Source organism: Paracoccus alcaliphilus, assembly GCF_028553725.1.
Taxonomy (GTDB): domain Bacteria; phylum Pseudomonadota; class Alphaproteobacteria; order Rhodobacterales; family Rhodobacteraceae; genus Paracoccus; species Paracoccus alcaliphilus.
On sequence record NZ_CP067127.1, the window covers coordinates 211,364 to 226,085 of the forward strand.

Annotated in this window: 15 protein-coding genes; 10 read left to right on the plus strand and 5 right to left on the minus strand. The window is 64.0% G+C overall.

The features are described from left to right. Window positions 1–16: 16 nt before the first annotated feature. The gene (locus JHW40_RS23080; protein WP_090610410.1) at window positions 17–478 is read left to right on the plus strand and encodes a carboxymuconolactone decarboxylase family protein; all 462 of its coding nucleotides are present in this window, start codon (window positions 17–19) and stop codon (window positions 476–478) included. Then, window positions 468–1,385, plus strand: coding sequence for an RNA polymerase sigma factor SigJ (sigJ, locus tag JHW40_RS23085; protein WP_090610336.1), 918 nt, complete (start codon window positions 468–470; stop codon window positions 1,383–1,385). Before JHW40_RS23080 ends, sigJ begins: the two co-directional genes overlap by 11 nt. A 20-nt stretch (window positions 1,386–1,405) precedes the next feature. On the opposite strand, the gene JHW40_RS23090 is transcribed toward sigJ, so the two are convergent. Continuing rightward, window positions 1,406–2,314: a LysR family transcriptional regulator gene (locus JHW40_RS23090; RefSeq protein ID WP_211657198.1), complete on the minus strand. Its 909-nt coding sequence runs from the start codon at window positions 2,312–2,314 to the stop codon at window positions 1,406–1,408. A 171-nt stretch (window positions 2,315–2,485) separates the two neighbouring features. Between JHW40_RS23090 and JHW40_RS23095 the strand changes: the two genes are divergently transcribed. The 5 genes from JHW40_RS23095 (at window position 2,486) to JHW40_RS23115 (ending at window position 8,436) form a co-directional block, all read left to right on the plus strand. Next, on the plus strand, window positions 2,486–3,559 hold the full coding sequence (locus JHW40_RS23095; RefSeq protein WP_090610334.1) for an alkene reductase: 1,074 nt from the start codon (window positions 2,486–2,488) through the stop codon (window positions 3,557–3,559). A gap of 738 nt (window positions 3,560–4,297) precedes the next feature. Continuing rightward, window positions 4,298–5,899 (plus strand): gamma-glutamyltransferase, encoded by a 1,602-nt coding sequence (gene ggt, locus JHW40_RS23100; RefSeq protein WP_090610333.1) that lies wholly within the window; start codon window positions 4,298–4,300, stop codon window positions 5,897–5,899. Window positions 5,900–6,012: 113 nt separating this feature from the next. Next, on the plus strand, window positions 6,013–7,695 hold the full coding sequence (locus JHW40_RS23105; RefSeq protein ID WP_170851713.1) for an L-lactate permease: 1,683 nt from the start codon (window positions 6,013–6,015) through the stop codon (window positions 7,693–7,695). A 23-nt stretch (window positions 7,696–7,718) separates the two neighbouring features. After that, window positions 7,719–7,922, plus strand: coding sequence for a hypothetical protein (locus JHW40_RS23110; RefSeq protein ID WP_090610331.1), 204 nt, complete (start codon window positions 7,719–7,721; stop codon window positions 7,920–7,922). Beyond that, the gene (locus tag JHW40_RS23115; protein WP_170851712.1) at window positions 7,915–8,436 is read left to right on the plus strand and encodes a universal stress protein; all 522 of its coding nucleotides are present in this window, start codon (window positions 7,915–7,917) and stop codon (window positions 8,434–8,436) included. Before JHW40_RS23110 ends, JHW40_RS23115 begins: the two co-directional genes overlap by 8 nt. 77 nt (window positions 8,437–8,513) lie before the next feature. Here the strand turns inward: JHW40_RS23115 and JHW40_RS23120 are convergent, their stop codons facing one another. Next, complete coding sequence (locus tag JHW40_RS23120) at window positions 8,514–9,158, minus strand: GntR family transcriptional regulator (RefSeq protein ID WP_272849142.1); 645 nt, start codon at window positions 9,156–9,158, stop codon at window positions 8,514–8,516. Further along, window positions 9,127–9,519 (minus strand): DNA alkylation repair protein, encoded by a 393-nt coding sequence (locus JHW40_RS24295; RefSeq protein WP_090610328.1) that lies wholly within the window; start codon window positions 9,517–9,519, stop codon window positions 9,127–9,129. Before JHW40_RS24295 ends, JHW40_RS23120 begins: the two co-directional genes overlap by 32 nt. A 208-nt stretch (window positions 9,520–9,727) precedes the next feature. Between JHW40_RS24295 and JHW40_RS23125 the strand changes: the two genes are divergently transcribed. The 3 genes from JHW40_RS23125 to JHW40_RS23135 all read left to right on the plus strand — a co-directional run bounded on the left by JHW40_RS23125 (window position 9,728) and on the right by JHW40_RS23135 (window position 13,440). Further along, complete coding sequence (locus JHW40_RS23125) at window positions 9,728–10,174, plus strand: (2Fe-2S)-binding protein (protein WP_090610327.1); 447 nt, start codon at window positions 9,728–9,730, stop codon at window positions 10,172–10,174. Window positions 10,175–10,187: 13 nt separating this feature from the next. Next, the gene (locus JHW40_RS23130; protein ID WP_090610326.1) at window positions 10,188–12,416 is read left to right on the plus strand and encodes a xanthine dehydrogenase family protein molybdopterin-binding subunit; all 2,229 of its coding nucleotides are present in this window, start codon (window positions 10,188–10,190) and stop codon (window positions 12,414–12,416) included. 142 nt (window positions 12,417–12,558) lie between these two features. Then, window positions 12,559–13,440, plus strand: coding sequence for an XdhC family protein (locus JHW40_RS23135; protein ID WP_090610325.1), 882 nt, complete (start codon window positions 12,559–12,561; stop codon window positions 13,438–13,440). 22 nt (window positions 13,441–13,462) lie between these two features. On the opposite strand, the gene JHW40_RS23140 is transcribed toward JHW40_RS23135, so the two are convergent. Both JHW40_RS23140 and JHW40_RS23145 read right to left on the minus strand, forming a co-directional pair. Continuing rightward, the gene (locus JHW40_RS23140) at window positions 13,463–14,083 is read right to left on the minus strand and encodes a nucleotidyltransferase family protein (protein ID WP_090610409.1); all 621 of its coding nucleotides are present in this window, start codon (window positions 14,081–14,083) and stop codon (window positions 13,463–13,465) included. A 126-nt stretch (window positions 14,084–14,209) separates the two neighbouring features. Further along, window positions 14,210–14,656 (minus strand): NUDIX hydrolase, encoded by a 447-nt coding sequence (locus JHW40_RS23145; RefSeq protein ID WP_336390201.1) that lies wholly within the window; start codon window positions 14,654–14,656, stop codon window positions 14,210–14,212. Window positions 14,657–14,722: the final 66 nt, after the last annotated feature.

The following is a 14,722-nucleotide window of genomic DNA, read 5'->3' on the forward strand; positions in this document are numbered from 1 at the left end:
CCCGATGGAGAAACCCATGACCCCTCGACTGGACTATTTCAAGGCGGCCCCCGCCGCGATGAAGGCGATGCTGGCGCTGGAAACCGCCAGCCGGCAGCAGTCGATCCCCACAGCCCTGCGCCAGCTGGTGAAGATGCGGGTGTCGCAGATCAACGGCTGCGCCTATTGCCTGGACATGCACGCCCCCGAGGCGCGCGAGGCCGGCGTCGCGCAGCAGAAGCTGGATGTGCTGGCGGCATGGCGTGAAAGTCCGGCCTTCGATGCCCGCGAACGCGCGGCCCTTGGCTGGGCCGAGGCGCTGACCCGGATTGAAACCTCTTGCGCGCCGCAGCAGGATTATGACGAACTCGCCGCGCAATTCAGCGAGGCCGAACGGGTCGATCTGACGCTTATCATCAATGCGATCAACAGCTGGAACCGCTTTGCGGTAGGGTTCAGATCGCAACACCCCGCACGGACCAGGGGCGATGACCGCTGAGCAGCAGATAAAGACCTTCGGAAGCGAGCGCCGCCGTCTGGCGGGGCTCGCCTATCGCATGACCGGCTCGGTCGCCGATACCGAGGATATCCTGCAAGAGGCTTGGCTGCGGTTTTCGCGGCAGGATCTGGCGGCAATCGACCAGCCGTCACGCTGGCTGGGGGCTGTGGTGACGCGGCTGTGCCTCGATCACCTGAAATCCGCGCGGATGCGGCGCGAAACCTATGTCGGCGCCTGGCTGCCCGAGCCGCTGGTCCAGAGCAATGACCCCGGCGCCGAGCAGAGTTGGATCGTGACCGAAGATGTCGGCATCGCGCTGATCCTGACGCTGGACCGGCTGTCGCCCGAGATGCGCGCCGCCTTCATCCTGCGCGACGCTTTCGACTATGGTTTCGATGAAATCGCCGCGGTGGTGGGCCGCACGCCCGCCACCTGCCGCCAGCTTGTCTCTCGCGCGCGGCGCAGGCTGGCCGGGGCCGATGTGGCATCGTCGGTTTCGCCCGCCGACGCCCTGCCCATCGTCACGGCCTTCTGGCAGGCCAGCCGAGAGGGTGACATGGCGGGTCTGCTGCGACTGTTCGCCGAAGAGATCGAGGTCCATACCGATGGCGGCGGCAAGGTGCCCGCTTCCATCAATGTCCTGCGCGGTCGCCGGCGCGCGGTCGGTTTCTTCGCAGGCGTCGCGCGCAAATGGCCACATCCACCCGATCACGGCCCGCATCTGTGCCGGATCAACGGCTCGCCCGGCTTTGTATCGGTAGAGCTGGGCGGGATCATCCAGACCACCGCGCTGGCGATCAGGGGTGGCCGGATCGCCGCCATATGGATCGTCCGCAACCCTGAAAAGCTGCGGCATATCCCACCGGAAATGCGGGCGGGGCCACATGCACCATCCTTCGATTTCTGACCGCCGCAGCAAAAGGCGGCTTACGCGGGATCGACCCGGACCGACTGATCCGCACTTCCGTGATTGCGATAGACGTCGACAAGTGTCTCCACGAAGGCGCGTACCTTCGGGCTGGTCAGGTGACTGCGAGCGTGCAGCACCCAGGCCTCGATCTCGCGGCCGGGAACCTTGCCCCATGCCCGCAGCCGACCGTTGCGCAGATCCGAGGCGATCAGCCAGGCCGGCAGCAATGCGGCGCCGGCGCCGGCCAGCACCGCGTCATAGACCAGCATCATCGATGAGCACCGCAAGGTCTCGCGCGGGATGACCCGAAGCTGGCGGTCACCACATTCCACGGTCCAGGCCGTCTGACTGCCTGTTGCGGTCAGGATCACGGCGTCGACAAATGCGTCCTGTTCGGACGGAATCGGCATTTCAGGCAGGGCCGCAAGCAGGATTTCACTGCGAAGGAAGCGCCTGCCGACAAGGTCAGACGTGGCAGCCGGGTTTGCGCGGATGACCAGATCGTAACCCTCTGCCACCGGATCGACGAAGCGATCGTCGATATCGATCTCCAGATGAATCTGCGGATGTTTCCTGACGAAGCTGGCGGCGATCGCGCCCATGCCGGTCCGCGCCATCAGATTCGGGACACTGATGCGAAGACTGCCGCGCACCTGCCCGTCCCGGGCGCGCAGTTGGTCTGCAACGGCTGCAAGGTCGGCCATGAGAGGGGCGGCGCGCTCGAAAAGCAGCCGGCCATCTTCGGTGACACGCATCTGACCACGACCGCGTTCCAGCAGCAGCGCCCCGAGACCCGTTTCGAGCTGCCGGATGCGCCGCGACATTGTCGCCCGGGGCACGCCGGTTTCCCGACTGGCCGCGTTCAGCCCGCCATGCGTGGCGACGGCGACAAACAGCGCGAGCGCTTCGAGATCCATCTGTTCCATAAATGGGCCACTATGTTTCATATCTCGGCCTTTCTTGCCTTCTGGTGAAACACTAACTTGCAGGCAGGTGGCAGGGAACCCCACAGGTTCCCGGACCGCAAAAAATGATCAGAAACCGCCCGTGCCACAGCGATCGGCCCGGCAATCATACGAGCGAAGGAACTTGAAACGATGTCAGATATCTGGACCCCTGCAAAAATCGGAGCCGTTGAGACCGTGAACCGGCTGGCAATGGCACCCATGACGCGCAGCCGGGCACAGCCCGATGGTACGCCGGGACCGCTGGTCGCCCGTTATTACGCGCAACGCGCCGGACTTGGCCTGATCATTGCGGAAGGCACGCAGCCCTCGGCCGATGGTCAGGGCTATCTGGCCACGCCGGGAATATACACAGCGGCGCATGTCCAGGGCTGGCGGCATGTCACCTCGGCGGTTCATGCTGCGGGTTCACGCATTTTCATTCAGTTGATGCATGTCGGGCGAACCTCGCATCCCGACAACACGCCGCACCATCGACAGCCTGTCGCCCCCTCTGCCGTCGCGCCGGATGACCGGATCTTTACCGCGACCGGCATGCAGTCGATCCCGGAACCGCGTGCGCTGACCACCGATGAGGTCCGGCAGACCGTGGAAGATTTCCGCAACGCCGCCCGCCACGCCATCGAGGCAGGCGCGGATGGAGTCGAGATCCACGGCGCCAACGGCTATCTGGTGCAGCAGTTCTTTGCGCCGAATGCCAACCTTCGAACGGATGCCTATGGCGGCAGCATCGAGAACCGCGCCCGTTTCGCGATCGAAATCGCCCGGGCCGTGGCCGAGGAGATCGGCGCGGACCGGACCGGCATCCGTCTGTCGCCGGGCGCGACATTGGGTGGGCTGAAGGAAGGCCCCGAAGGGCCGGCACTCTATCGCCATCTCGTCGCCGGGTTGAACAGGCTGGGGCTGGCCTATGTCCATCTCATGCATCTGGGCAATGAGCCGCTGCTGGCCGATATCCGCGCGCTCTGGGATCAGGCGCTGATCGTCAACCGTCCCGGCCGTACGCTGGAAGATGTCGGATCGGACGTGAGGTCCGGGCTGGCCGAGATGGAATCCTACGGTCAGTTCGTGCTCTCGACGCCCGATTTCGTCGAACGGCTGAAATCCGGCTCTGCGATGAACCAACCCGACCGCGCAAGCTATTACGGCGGTGGCGCCGAGGGTTACATTGATTATCCGACGCTCTCGGAAGCCGTAGGTGCGTGATAACACCCATCACGGCTAATCGCCGCCTCAAGTACGGCCATCGAAGGGGAGTATCTTCCATGACAGTGCTCGGCAGATTGCAGATGGACCGGCAAGAGACAAGTGGAGCACTCGGCTCAGGCGCGGATTCCTAAAAGGAGGCCTGAGCCGAGTGGCACGTTTATGATGGACAGCCATTCGGAGAGGATGTCTGTTCGATCGAGGTCTTGGTCACTCAGCAGGGCTGTTCTGGCAGCGGAGAGTGTGTGCCCTATTCGCGCTATGGCGAATCGATTGCCAGCGTGCGGCGACAGCTTCACCAATTGCCGCCAACGATCACTCGGGAGGACTTGCCGGCGCGTCTGCGAGCGGGGATTGCAGCGAAGTGGTGCCTCTTGCGGTCCTTGATCCGCAGAAAGCTGCCCCGCAACAGGCCGCGACACAGAAGCAGCGGACCAAACGACTTCGACCAGCTTGATGTGACCGATCGTGTTTCCCCGCTTCGATATCCTCGCCACGATTCGCGATCGGTTCGGGCGCGCCTGATTGGCTCCATTACGGCGCTTATCCTGCCGGAGGAGCGGCGCTCCGGGCCGAATTTCAGCAATCCATGCCTGCGCGCTGTGAATAAAATAAATTCGATATCGGCGTTTATCCCAGTGATTCCAGAAGGTTGTCTGGATCAAAAAAATTCATTGCTTGGTGGTATATTTCACATAACATACCACTGACATATCAGATGAATTGGGAGGTTCACCGATGGCTCAACACACTCGTGCACTTATGCAGGCAAGGAGTGGCGCCGTTTCATCGCCGCATTACCTCGCCTCGGTGGCGGGCCTTGGGGTCCTGCAGAAGGGCGGCAATGCGGTGGATGCGGCGATTGCCATCAACTCTACCCTGGGCGTCGTCTATCCGCATATGACCGGTATCGGCGGCGACGCCTTCTGGCTGATCTATGACAGTGCCGAGAACAAGGTGCATGCGCTGAACGGCACCGGACGCTCGGCCAAGGATGCCTGTCGCGACTTCTATGGCAAGGCCGGGCACAAGCGCATTCCCGAACGTGGCCCGCTGGCCGCCGTGACGGTTCCGGGGGCGGTGGACAGCTGGTGCAAGGCGCATGAGCGCTTTGGCCGGCTGGGGCTGGACGAGATCCTGAAACCCGCGATCACCTATGCCCGCGACGGCTTCCCGGTCTCGGCCGGACAGGCGCAGTTCTCGATGGACCGGTTCGATATCCTGTCCCAGACCGCCAGCACCCGCAACGCCTATCTGCCCGGCGGCAAGCCGCCCGAGGCGGGCAGCGTCATGCGCCTGCCGCAACTGGGCGAGACGCTGCAATCCATCGCCGCCAAGGGGCGCGCCGGGTTCTATGAAGGCCCTGTCGCCGACGAGATCGTGCGGGCACTGGGCGCCGAGGGCAGTTATTGGCAGAAATCCGACCTGCACGAGCATCACGGCATCTGGAGCGATCCGATCACCACCACCTATCGCGGCCTGACCGCGTGCCAGCATCCGCCGAACTCGCAAGGTTTCGTGCATCTGATGCTGCTGAATGTGCTGGAACAGTTCGACCTGTCGAAGATCCCCGATACCAGCCCCGATTACACGCATCTGATTGTCGAGGCGTGCAAGCATATCTTCGAGGATCGCGACCGCTATCTGACCGATCCCGCGCATTGCGACATCCCGCTGGACCAGCTTCTGTCCAAGGAATACGCCAAGGAAATCGCCGGCCGCATCCGCATGAACCATGTGGCCGAGGACCTGCGCGAGCCGATGGGCCAGGACACCACCTGCACCGTGGTGGTGGACAAGGATGGCAACGCAGTCTCGATCATCCAGAGCATCTATCACGAATTCGGCTCGGCCTTCGTCGCGGGCGAATCCGGGGTTCTGCTGCAAAACCGCGGCTCATCCTTCGCACTGGACGACAACCATGTGAACTGTCTGGAAGGCGGCAAGCTGTGCTTCCACACGCTGATGCCGGGGATGCTGCTGAAGGACGGGCGCCCCTATCTGGTTTACGGCACGATGGGCGGCGAAGGCCAGCCCCAGACCAGCACCATGATCGCCTCGCGCGTGGTCGATTACGGTCTGGACGTGCAGACCGCGCTGGACCGGCCGCGCTGGCTCTATGGCCGGACCTGGGGCGAGGACACCAAATCGCTGCGGGTCGAGACGCGCTTTGGCGCCGCCGCGCTGGATGATCTGCGCGCGCGGGGCCACACGGTCGAGCCGGTCGGCGAATGGAGCGATCTGACCGGACATGCCGCCGCGATCCGCTGCGATCCCGATACCGGCGTGCTGGCCGCCGGGGCCGATGCGCGGGGCGATGGCGTCGCGCTAGGCTGGTAACAAACGGGAATGGCGGGCGCGGGGAGGCGCCCGCCATTTTCCGTAAGACGAGCAGGGAACAAGGCCGCACAGAACGGTCCAACGGGCCAAAGGTCCATTCCGGGAGGAAAATAATGACATTAGATATCACGTGGATCAGCTGGGGTCTGGCTTTCCTGCCGCTCGCGATCCTGCTGCTGCTCATGTTGGGCGCGAACTGGGGTGCCGCCGAGGCCGGTCCGTTGTCCTGGCTTGTGGCCCTGGTCATCGCCTTCTTCTATTTCGATGCGCCGCTCGACGTGATCGGCTTTGAAAATGCCAAGGGCATCTGGAGCGCATTGACGGTTCTGTATGTCGTCTGGGCCTCGATCCTTCTCTACGAGGTCTCGCACGAAGGTCAGGCTTTCGAGCCGCTGCGCCGGGGTATCACCCAGCTTCTGCCCGATCCGCTGATGCAGGTGATGGCGTTCGGCTGGGCCTTCGCCTCGTTTTTGCAGGGCGTTACCGGGTTCGGCGTGCCGATCGCGGTCTGCGCGCCGCTGCTGGTGGGCATCGGAGTGCGGCCGCTTTACGCGGTGACGATCCCGCTGATCGGACATGCCTGGAACAACACGTTCGGCACGCTGGCCGTCGCATGGCTGGGCCTCAAGGAAGTTACGGGGATGGATATGGTCACGGCGGCGCAGACAGCGCTTTACGCGGCCAGCTTCATCTGGGTGCTGAACCTGTTTGGCGGGCTGCTGGTCTGCTGGCTCTATGACCGCTGGAACGGTATCGTCAAAGGGCTTCCGGTCGTGATCGTGATGTCGCTGCTGCAAGGCGGCCTGACCCTGGGCCTGTCGCAGTGGAACGACACGCTGAACGGCTTCATCGCCTCCAGCGTCGCCTTCGTGTCGATCTTCGTGCTGGGCCGGCTGAAGCGGTATCGCGACCCGAAACCGGCCACCAGCCATATTTTCACCGAGGAACGCCGCGAGGCCGACGCCAAAGCGCAGACGGCTGCCCCGGCCGGTGGCGCCCAGCCGACCCAGGCAGTCGCGATAAAAATTAACGAGGATGGCAGCGCCACCCTCGCTTCGGGCAAGGGCGCCCACGAGATGAGCCTGCAACAGGCTTTCATCCCGTATTTCGCCCTGCTCATCGTCACCTTCGGGGTGCTGCTGATCCCGCCGGTCAAGGCCGCGCTCGGCACCTGGTCCTTCGGGCTGAGCTTTCCGGAAACGGTGACCCAACTGGGCTTCGTGCGCCCGGCCAGCGTCACCCATTTCGCGCCGCTGACCCATGCGGGCACCTTTCTGCTGATCTCGGCGATCGTCGGCTGTCTGGCCTTCAAAAGCTTCGGCACTATGGGCGAGGGCGGACTGGGCCGGATCGTCAGCCGGACGGTGGACAAGTCGATCCCCTCGACCATCGCGGTGGTCGCACTGATCGCAATGTCGAATGTGATGGCGGGATCGGGCGCGGTGAACGTGCTGGCGCAGGGCGTGGCCGCGGCCATGGGTCAGGGCTATGGCTTTCTCGCGCCGATGGTCGGCGGGCTGGGATCGTTCATGACGACGTCGAACCTGGCTTCGAACCTGCTGTTCGGCACATTTCAGCAATCGACTGCACAGGTGACCGGGCTTTACGGCCCCGCGATCCTCGGGGCGCAGACCGCCGGGGCGGCGGCCGGGAACATGATCGCACCCGGCAATGTGCTGCTCGGCACCACGACGGCGGGAATTCTGGGCCGTGAGGGCGAGGTGCTCAAGATCACCATACCGCTCTTTGCCATCGTCGCCGTCATCATCGGGGCCTGCGTACTTTTCGTGGCCTGAACCAACCAAGGGAGAGAGAACCAATGAACACCATGACCAAACTGCAAGTCGTCGCCGGGCTCACTGCCGTGATCGCATTGCCGATGATCTATTATGGTCTGCATAACGGAAGTGCGGCGCTGCCCTGGACGGGTATCGCGCTGTTTCTGATGGCGATGATGGTGACCCCTACGGTCCGAATACTGCCCTCAGCGTGGATCAATGGGGAAGAGTGCTCCGATGTTTGACAGCATCCTCGCCCCCACCGACGGCTCCGAGCACGCCTCGCGCGCGATGGAGGTGGCGATTGACCTGGCGGTGAAATACGAAGCCCGCCTGATGATCCTGCATGTCGAAATTCATCACGGCACCGCCCAGGAAATCACGCATATCCTGAGAGACAGCACGATCCCGCCGGAAATCCGGCGGGAGATCGACCGGCTGCAGAACATCTCTGCCCCGATCCCGGTCGGGGGCGCGCGCGGCAGGCGCACGCTGTCGCCCAAGCTTGAACAATATGTGGGCGAGTTCATCGTGAAACGCGCCGAGGATTACGCCAATGCTGCGGGGGTGAGGAAGGTGGCCACGCATATCACCAATGGCAGCCCCAACAAGCGGATCATCGAGGCCGCCGAACAGGAAAAGTCCGATCTGCTTGTCATGGGCACGCGCGGACTCGGCGGGATCCACGGCTTCCTGCAGGGCAGCGTCTCGCAATCGGTGCGCAGTCATTGCCACTGCGCCTGTCTCACGATTCCGTAGCCCGGCGGGCGGGGCGGACCGAACCCCTCCTCCATGGTTCCACCCCGCCCAAAGGTCTGGCCAAAGCTCCGCCCGCTTCAGAACAGCGCCAGCACCGTGCGGCGGGTATATTCCTCGACATAATCGATCAGCGCCTCGAAAGCCGCGCCCGCCGTCTCTTCGTCATTGGCTGCAATGGCCTCGGCGATCCGGGCATGTGCCCGGCCCACCTTGTCCAGTTCGCCGAACCTGTTGAAGGTCAGATACCAGAAACGCCGGGTCTGGGCCTGGATCTTGGCCATCGTGGCCTCGGCATATTTGTTGTCGGCGGTGGCAACGACCAGCAGGTTGAATTCGCGGTCGGTGTCGATGAACAGCGATTCACTGTCGGTCTCGGCGGCCTCGTCAAACTGCTGCGCCAGACGGGTAAAGGTCGCACGGGCGTCGGCATCGGCCAGGCGCGCGGCGCGGATTGTCACGAAGCGTTCCACCTCGCGGCGGAATTCGATCAGCTTGAACTGGTCAGCCACGTCGATCTCGGAGACGATCGCCCCGGCGCGCGGCAGGATCCGCAGATTCCCCTCGCGCGCCAGTCTCTGCATCGCCTCGCGTACGGGTGTGCGGCCGAGGCCCAGATACTGACTCATCTGGGCCTCGGAGATCCGGCTGCCGGGCTTGAGCTCCAGCGTGATGATCATCTCTTCCATCCGCTCATAGGCCTGCATCGCCTGAGTCTGTGGCACTGCGCCGAGATCCATTTTCTGCTGTTTCCTGTTTCCCGCTTCTGCGCTCGCTCACCGATATCCACGAGCCTGATCGCCTTTGCAAGTGCACCCGAAGGCGGACCACAAGCCATACAGGGGCCGGACATTCTGAAATCCAGAAGACCATTCCGTCCGCCCGGCACCATGTCCGAACGGGCCCGTTTCCCGGGGAGGCATGTTTATCGAGGAACGCGATCAATCCATCCGGGTTTACGTTCCCCGCCGTACGGAGCCATGATCCCATCGCCTTTCGCACATATTCATGGGGTTCATCCACCAGCATTGCGCAGATATGGAACGTATCATGCGTGTCTCGCTGGCGAATGAGAAACCACGAAATCTATGGGCCACAGCCGCCGCATACGGATGATTCATGAAGGCAATCGACGATCCACGCCTAAAACCGGGATGTCATTGATGCTATAGTGGACATTTGTCCTTTGTCGGGGGATCCTCCCGTTGCCGAGTGGCGGGAGGATCCCCCGACCGGGGTGTCTGAAGCAGCGACCGGACCGTCCTGTGCCACTTCAAAGCTGAGGAGCAAACCCATGGATCTGACGATCAACGGCACCACCCATCAAGTCGATATCGAGCCTGATACCCCGTTGCTTTGGGTCTTGCGCGACGAATTGGGCATGACCGGCACCAAATATGGCTGCGGCGTCGCGCAATGCGGGGCCTGCACGGTGCTTGTCGACGGCATGGCGATGCGGTCCTGCGTCACCCCGGTGGACAGCGTCGCGGGGGCAGAAATCACGACCATCGAAGCCATCGAGGATGATCCGGTCGGTCAAAAGGTGGTGCAGGCCTGGGTCGCCCATCAGGTGCCGCAATGCGGCTATTGCCAGTCGGGTCAGGTCATGGCCGCGACGGCGCTGCTGAAAGAGACCCCGCAGCCGGACGACGACGACATCGCGGGCGCGATGGTCAATCTGTGCCGCTGCGGCACCTATAACGCCATCGCGGCGGCCGTCCGCGACGCGGCGCAGGCATAAGGGGGGCGCAAGGATGAATGACATGTTCCACAACGCCCCCGAGACCGGCAAGCCGTTCAAGCTGTCGCGTCGCGGCTTCATCGGCGCCTCGCTTGGGGCGCTGGTGCTTGGGGTGAACCTGCCGGCAAGGCGCGCCATTGCGCAGGCGGCGGAAACCATTGCCCCCGGCCGCCGCGTCTCGGCCTTCATCGAAATCCGTCCCGACAGCACCGTCCTGTTCCGCAGCGCCTTCATCGAGGGCGGGCAGGGCGTCTTTACCGCCATGGCGCAGATCGTCGGCGAGGAACTGGACGTCGATCCGGCCGATTTCACCGTCGAGGGCGCGCCGCCCGGCCCGGACTATCTGCTGGTCGGCGGCGGTCGCTTTACCGGCGGCAGCATGTCGGTGCGCATGAGCTATGATGCCATGCGCCAGCTGGGTGCCTCGGCCCGCATGATGTTGCTGCAAGCGGCGGCGTCGCAACTGGACGTGCCGGTTGATGAGCTTTCGACCGAGCCGGGGCGCGTGGTCCATGCGGCGACCGGGCAGAGCGTTCCCTATGGCGATCTGGCCGATGCTGCTGCCGACCTGCCGGTCCCCGAGGATGTGGCCCTGCGCGACAGCGCCGATTTCCGCTGGATCGGCAAGCCGGTCGAGCGGTTGGATGCGCATGATAAATCGACCGGCAAAGCGCAATACACCATCGATCTGACGCTGGACGGGATGCTGCACGCCGCCGTCCAGCACAGCCCGCGTCTGGGCGGCGAACCGGACGAGTTGCAGAACGAATCCGAGGTCAGCGAGATGTCCGGCGTCCACTCGATCCACCGGTTGCCCGGGGCGGTCGCGGTGGTCGCCAGCAGCTGGTGGCGCGCCCGCATGGCGGTCGAGGCCCTGCAAGTGACCTGGAGCGAACCCGCGCCGGGCCCGGCCCATGCCATGCCAGCCGGCTTTTCGACCGAAGCGCATATGGCCCACCTGAAGGGGACGACAGGCGACGGCATTGATTTCGAGGCGGAAGGCGACGCCGAGGCCGCGCTTGCCGGTGCGGCGAAGGTGGTCGAGGCGACCTATGACGCACCCTATCTGGCGCATGGCCAGCTCGAGCCGCCCTCGGCACTGGCGCGCTGGAACGATGACGGCACGCTGGAGCTGTGGGTCCCGAACCAGGCGCCCGAGATGTTCCAGGCCGACGCCGCGAAGGTGGCAGGCATCGAACCCGGGAAGGTCATCATCCATTCGCCAATTCTTGGCGGCTTCTTCGGGCGGCATTTCCTGTATCAGTCCGCGAACCCGTTCCCGCAGGCGATCCTGCTGGCAAAAGCCGTGGGCCGCCCCGTCAAGCTGATCTGGAGCCGCGAAGAGGAATTCCTGCGCGACACCCTGCGCCCCATGTCCGTCGCGCGCTTCCGCGCGGGGCTGGACGATGACGGGCTGCCGGTGGCCTTGCATGCCGTTGCGGCTGGCGAGGGGCCGGGCGGTCGCTGGTTCGGGGGCGAGCCGGACAAGGTTGACAGTACCGCCGTCGAAGGCATCGCCGGCAAGGTCTATGCGATTGCGAACCGTCGCGTCGGGCATGTCCATGTCGATGATCCGGCGATCATCGGCTTCTGGCGCTCGGTCGGTCATTCGATGAATGATTTCTTCTATGAGACCTTCTTCGACGAAATGGCCGATGCCGGGCAGCAGGACCCCTATGAGTTGCGCCACCGCCTGCTGGCCGACAGCCCACGCCACAGAAACCTGCTGGAGGCGGTCGCCGATCTGTCCGGCGGCTGGCAGCGCGGCCCGTTCGAAGCCGGCGATGGCACCCGGCGCGCGCGCGGCGTCGCCATGGCCTCGCCCTTCGGCAGCGAGGTCGCGACGATTGCCGAGGTGTCGATCCGGCAGGGCGAGGTCGTGGTGCATGATGTCTGGGTGGCCATCGATCCGGGCAGCATCGTCAACCCGGCAATCATCGAGGCGCAGGTGAACTCTGCGGTCGCGCTGGGGCTGTCTTCTGCGCTGTTCGAGGAGGTCGTCTATGTCGATGGCATGCCGCAGGCGCGCAATTACGACGGCTATCCGATCCTGACCCCGGACCGCATGCCGCGCGTCCATGTGCGCATCATCGAAAGCGGCGCGCCCATGGGCGGCATCGGCGAACCGGGTGTGCCGGGCGTGCCGCCGGCGGTGGCGAATGCGGTCTCGGCCCTGACCGGACGTCGTGTCCGCAGCCTGCCCCTGTCGAAGCTCGACCTCGCGGAAGGAGGGGAGGCCTGAAGCCCGGCTTTCCCATGGCGGCAGGCGCTGCGGCGCCTGCTTTCGCGCAAGGACGCCCCGAACCGGCGGCTGATTTCTGACGAGGCAGGATGTGACCCAAACGACGGAAACCCTTTGCAGACCGCCAACGCCCGTTCGGGCGATGCAGACCGACGATCCGGTGGAACTGCTGCGCTTTGCGGTGACCAGCTTCAGCCGCGGTCCCGTCGCGATTGCGACCCTGACCGGCATTCGTGGCGGCGCGGCGCGGGCATTGGGCGCGCATGTCGTCATAGCGGCGGATGGCGGTTATGCGGGTTTCGTGTCGGGTGGCTGCGTCGAAGCCGCCGTCGCGACCGAGGCCATGCTGGCCATGGCCGAAGGGCGTGATCGGACGGTGATCTACGGCGAGGGCTCTCCCTTCTTCGACATCGTCCTGCCCTGTGGTGGCGGAATTACCGTCGCCATCCATGTTCTGCGCGATGTGAAGGCGATCGAATGCGTCCTTCGATGCCTGAAGGCGCGTCGGCCCGCCGCATTGCGCTATTCCCCGCAAATGCAAGCGCTGGCCTGTACGCCACCGCCCGAGCGCGCCGGATGGGGTGGTGAGGATTTCCTGTCGGTCTATCACCCGGTGACCCGTTTGATGATCTCGGGCCGCACGATCGAGGCGCAAAACCTGATGCGACTGGCCGAATGCTCGGGCTATGATGTGATGCTTCTTGATCCACAGCGGGGCATAGAGGCTTTTGAGGGGATGGCCGACGCCTATACCGCCATCGCCATTTTACAGCACGATCCCGATGCCGAACTGCCTGTGCTTCTGAAGGCGTTGCAATCGCCGGGCTTCTACATCGGTGCCCTGGGCAGCATGAGGACACATCATGCCCGTGTCGAGCGTCTGCGCAATCATGGGATCCCCGAGGCCGACATCGCCCGGATCAAAGCGCCTATCGGCATGTTCGGCCCGACAAGGGACGCATCCTCTCTGGCGATCTCGGTGCTTGCCGATGTCGCGGCGGCGCGATTGACGCATTTTGCGTAAGCCGCCTGGCTGGCATCGCCGCTCAGCCTTTCAGGATGCCGCCCGCCTGTTTCACCGCTTCAACCGTGTCCACATCCAGAAGCGCCGCAGGACCAATGTCGATATCCACGACTGGCAGCGCCGATTGCCGGATCAGGCTGCGGGCGCCGTGGTCGCCCGACAGGTTCCGCATCAAGTCATGGAGCGCCTTCGGAATGATGACGGGGTTGCCGGGATGGCCGTCGCTACTTGCCCGCACGACCGCGCTGCCCCCATGCCGACAGAATGCCGTGACGAGTCGTTCCACATGATCGGGCGTGATCGCGGGCATATCGCCCAGCATCACCAACACGCCGTCGCGGTCCCGAAGGCCCTCATCCCGGAACCCGCATGCCAGCGAGCTTCCCATCCCCGAGCCATAGCCCGCGTTGAATCGCAGGCGAAGATCCAGGCCCCGCAGTGCATCTTCGATTTCGCGCCGTCGGTGCCCCGTCACGACGACGGCGGGCAAGACGGAAGCGGACAGCACGGTTTCAGCAGTTCGCCTTATCAGAGGCGTGCCATCGAATTCAGCCAGTAATTTATGAGACCCGCCCGGCCCCATCCGGCGCGCCTGACCCGCAGCCAGAATGACCGAGCCGATCGAGATTTTCGGGTCCGGCATCAGATCCTCCACCGCTGGCGATAGGCATGGTTCATGAACCTTCGCAGCCCACAAGAGCAAATGGCGGTGACTGAATGACTGCGTCCAGGGCGGGGAGAGGATGCGCCGAATATCCCGGATTTCCCGTCACGCCAACAACGCTGCCCGTCTTGCCACCGCCGCAACGTCGCGGCTCAGGTCAAGGGCGGTTTCCATTTCTTGTATGGGAACCCATTTCGCGTCCATCGCGTCATCATCGGCGACGGGTTCGCCCTGCTGCCACTGACATTGGACCGCGATCAACACGAAATGCTGCCGAAGACGGCCATCTTCGAAGCGATCATAGGCATCGACCGCATCAATCACCCGCCGTGCGGCGGCCCTGACACCGGTTTCCTCCAGCAATTCGCGCTCGGCGGCAGCCAGCAGGGTTTCCCCGAACTCGACCTTGCCGCCGGGAAAGCCCCACAGCCCCACATCCGGAGGATTGGCGCGCTGCACCAGCAGGATTTGATCGTCCCGGATGACGACAGCCAGAACTGCCGTGATCGGACGCGCTGGAAAGGAAGCATGAACCTCTGGCATACCCGTCATGATACCGGACGCGGGACAGGATTCACAAGAATGGCTGTTCATGCTGTCACCTGCCGAATTGCGACG

Excerpts from the sequence above, each read along its gene's own strand:
- JHW40_RS23090 (WP_211657198.1), bottom strand. The coding sequence starts at position 2,314 with ATGGAACAGATGGATCTCGAAGCGCTCGCGCTGTTTGTCGCCGTCGCC.
- JHW40_RS23105 (WP_170851713.1), top strand. The coding sequence starts at position 6,013 with ATGACATTAGATATCACGTGGATCAGCTGGGGTCTGGCTTTCCTGCCG.
- JHW40_RS23080 (WP_090610410.1), top strand. The coding sequence starts at position 17 with ATGACCCCTCGACTGGACTATTTCAAGGCGGCCCCCGCCGCGATGAAG.
- JHW40_RS23135 (WP_090610325.1), top strand. The coding sequence starts at position 12,559 with ATGCAGACCGACGATCCGGTGGAACTGCTGCGCTTTGCGGTGACCAGC.
- JHW40_RS23145 (WP_336390201.1), bottom strand. The coding sequence starts at position 14,656 with ATGACGGGTATGCCAGAGGTTCATGCTTCCTTTCCAGCGCGTCCGATC.
- JHW40_RS23125 (WP_090610327.1), top strand. The coding sequence starts at position 9,728 with ATGGATCTGACGATCAACGGCACCACCCATCAAGTCGATATCGAGCCT.
- JHW40_RS23140 (WP_090610409.1), bottom strand. The coding sequence starts at position 14,083 with ATGCCGGACCCGAAAATCTCGATCGGCTCGGTCATTCTGGCTGCGGGT.
- JHW40_RS23130 (WP_090610326.1), top strand. The coding sequence starts at position 10,188 with ATGAATGACATGTTCCACAACGCCCCCGAGACCGGCAAGCCGTTCAAG.
- JHW40_RS23095 (WP_090610334.1), top strand. The coding sequence starts at position 2,486 with ATGTCAGATATCTGGACCCCTGCAAAAATCGGAGCCGTTGAGACCGTG.
- ggt (WP_090610333.1), top strand. The coding sequence starts at position 4,298 with ATGGCTCAACACACTCGTGCACTTATGCAGGCAAGGAGTGGCGCCGTT.
- sigJ (WP_090610336.1), top strand. The coding sequence starts at position 468 with ATGACCGCTGAGCAGCAGATAAAGACCTTCGGAAGCGAGCGCCGCCGT.
- JHW40_RS23110 (WP_090610331.1), top strand. The coding sequence starts at position 7,719 with ATGAACACCATGACCAAACTGCAAGTCGTCGCCGGGCTCACTGCCGTG.
- JHW40_RS23115 (WP_170851712.1), top strand. The coding sequence starts at position 7,915 with ATGTTTGACAGCATCCTCGCCCCCACCGACGGCTCCGAGCACGCCTCG.